The organism is Streptomyces sp. NPDC048349 (assembly GCF_040651925.1).
In the GTDB taxonomy this organism is placed as follows: Bacteria; Actinomycetota; Actinomycetes; order Streptomycetales; family Streptomycetaceae; genus Streptomyces.
On the sequence record NZ_JBEZLA010000142.1, the window covers coordinates 1 to 2,904 of the forward strand.

Sequence of the window (2,904 nt, forward strand, 5' to 3'; positions counted from 1 at the left end):
TTCAACACGGCGGACACGTGCGGGACGCCCGGGGGGTAGGGGTGGTTGTCGTGGCTGGGCGCGTCGAGCTGGGCCTGATCGGCGGGGTCGACCGCTTCCGGGGCGTCGGCCCCGCCCCCGGACTCCGTCCGGGGGGACCCCCACTCCTCGTGCAGGCGCAGGCCGCGCAGGAAGGCGGTGGCCTGGGTGCGCAGGTACGCGCCCAGCACGTCACCCGCGCATCCCGTCATTGCCATCGGGTCATGGTTTGGCTGAGCCACGCCGGCGCCTCCGGGCGTCTATGAGCATCTCCTGAACGTGCCGCAGCGGCTGGCCTTCCGCGTCCGTGCTGTGCCGGGTCCATTCGCCGTCCGGGCCCAGGTGCCAGGAGGAGGTGACGTCGGACATCCCGGTTTCCAGCATCCGGTCCAGGGCCGCGCGGTGGGCCGGGTCGGCGACCCTGACCAGTGCCTCGATACGGCGGTCGAGGTTGCGGTGCATCATGTCGGCGCTGCCGATCCACACCTCGGGTTCGCCGCCGTTGCCGAAGGCGAAGACCCGGGAGTGCTCCAGGAAGCGGCCGAGGATCGAGCGGACCCGGATGTTCTCCGAGAGCCCGGCCACCCCGGGCCGCACCGCGCAGATGCCGCGCACCCAGATGTCGACGGGCACGCCCGCCTGGGAGGCCCGGTAGAGCGAGTCGATGAGGGCCTCGTCGACGATCGAGTTCATCTTCAGGCGCACGTACGCCGGGCGGCCGGCCCGGTGGTGGGCGGCTTCCTTGTCGATCCGCGCTATCAGCCCGTCGCGCAGCGAGCGGGGCGCCACCATGAGCCGGCGGTAGGTCTCGCGGCGCGAGTAGCCGGACAGCCGGTTGAAGAGGTCGGAGAGGTCCGCGCCGACCTGCGGGTCGGCGGTGAGCAGGCCGAGGTCCTCGTACAGGCGGGCCGTCTTGGGGTGGTAGTTGCCGGTGCCCACGTGCGAGTAGCGGCGCAGCTGGTCGCCCTCCTGGCGGACGACGAGCGACAGCTTGCAGTGGGTCTTGAGGCCCACCAGCCCGTAGACGACGTGGCAGCCGGACTCCTCCAGCTTGCGGGCCCACTTGATGTTGGCCTGCTCGTCGAAACGGGCCTTGATCTCGACGAGTACGAGGACCTGCTTGCCGGCCTCGGCGGCGTCGATCAGCGCGTCCACGATCGGGGAGTCGCCGGAGGTGCGGTACAGCGTCTGCTTGATCGCGAGGACGTCCGGGTCGGCGGCGGCCTGCTCCAGGAAGGCCTGCACCGAGGTGGAGAAGGAGTCGTACGGGTGGTGCAGCAGCACGTCGCGCTCGCGCAGCGCGGCGAAGATGTCCGGAGCGGACGCGGACTCGACCTCGGCCAGGTCCCGGTGGGTCCCGGCGATGAACTTGGGGAACTTCAGCTCGGGCCGGTCCAGCGAGGCGATGCCGAAGAGGGCGGTCAGGTCCAGCGGGCCGGGCAGCGGGTAGACCTCGGAGGCGTTGACCTTCAGCTCCTGCACCAGCAGGTCCAGTACGCCCGGGTCGATGGACTCCTCGACCTCCAGGCGCACGGGCGGGCCGAAGCGGCGCCGCATGAGCTCCTTCTCCAGGGCCTGGAGGAGGTTCTCGGCGTCGTCCTCCTCCACCTCGAGGTCCTCGTTGCGGGTCACGCGGAACATGTGGTGCGCGAGCACCTCCATGCCCGGGAAGAGCTCCTCCAGGTGCGCGGCGATGACGTCCTCCAGCGGGACGTAGCGGTGTGGGGAGGCCTCCAGGAAGCGGGAGAGCAGCGGCGGGACCTTGACCCGGGCGAAGTGGCGGTGGCCGCTGACGGGGTTGCGCACGACCACGGCCAGGTTGAGGGAGAGGCCGGAGATGTACGGGAACGGGTGCGCGGGGTCGACGGCCAGCGGGGTCAGCACCGGGAAGATCTGGTTGCGGAACAGGGTGAACAGGCGCGCCTGCTCCTTCTCCGTGAGGTCCGGCCAGCGGATGAGGTGCACGCCCTCCTCGGCCAGCGCCGGGGAGATGTCCTGCTGGAAGCAGGCGGCGTGCCGGGCCATGAGCTCGCGCGAGCGGGTCCAGATGAGGTCCAGCACCTCACGGGGCTGCAGGCCTGAGGCCGAACGGGTGGCGACGCCGGTCGCGATGCGGCGCTTGAGGCCGGCCACGCGGACCATGAAGAACTCGTCGAGGTTGCTCGCGAAGATCGCCAGGAAGTTGGCGCGCTCCAGGAGGGGTGTCGTCGGGTCCTCGGCGAGCTCCAGCACCCGCTCGTTGAAGGCGAGCCAGCTGCGCTCCCGGTCGAGGAAGCGGCCGGACGGCAGCTCCCCGCCGTCCTTGTCGTCGTAGGCGTCCAGATCGGCGTCGAGGTCGGGCTCGAGGTCGACGTGCGGGCGGTGCGCGCTGATGGAACCAAGGCGCGCGTGAGCTCCGGTGACGGCCATGCCCGGCGTTCCCGCGGGGGCGGCGGAGGTGTGGGACGGGTGCTGGGCGGGGACCTCGGTGGGGCCTGCGCTGGGCTTGTGGCTCATGACTCCATTCTTCCGCGCAAGCGGGAGGACAGGCGCGTCGGAAGTGTCGGCCGTCAGTCGGAGTCGGGGGTGCATGCGGGGAGGGTCGCAAGTGCGTCTGAATGCCGGGTTAAGGGTGGGTGGCGTCCTGGGTGTGCGGCGTTGGGCGGCGGGGCGTGGGGCGTGGGGCGCGGGGCGGGGGGCGGGGGCGGGGGGCGGTCGGGGTGCGGCGCCGTTGCGTGGGATCCGCCCCCGGGCCCCGCGCCCCTGACGCCGGCGGGCTGGACGGGCGCCGGCGGGGCGGGGAGGGCGCCGAGGGGCTAGGGGGTGTCTGACGGAGGTCCGTGGTGAAGGAGCGGTGTCCGGTGCGTGCTCTCGGCGTGCCGGCCGGATGCCCCCGTACTGGACGTA

The 2,904-nt window shown here is 72.0% G+C and carries 1 protein-coding gene and 1 pseudogene; both read right to left on the minus strand.

Annotation, left to right across the window (positions count from 1 at the left end; translation table 11 throughout):
* A pseudogene (locus AB0D44_RS34280) lies at positions 1-236 on the minus strand (hypothetical protein); the annotation flags it as partial.
* Between the two features lie 4 nt (positions 237-240).
* Entirely contained in the window at positions 241-2,514 is a 2,274-nt protein-coding gene (locus AB0D44_RS34285; protein ID WP_362598802.1) for an RNA degradosome polyphosphate kinase, read from the minus strand.
* Positions 2,515-2,904: the final 390 nt, after the last annotated feature.

Bases quoted from the DNA above. Each gene is read 5' to 3' on its own strand.
- AB0D44_RS34285 (WP_362598802.1), bottom strand. From the start codon at position 2,514: ATGAGCCACAAGCCCAGCGCAGGCCCCACCGAGGTCCCCGCCCAGCAC.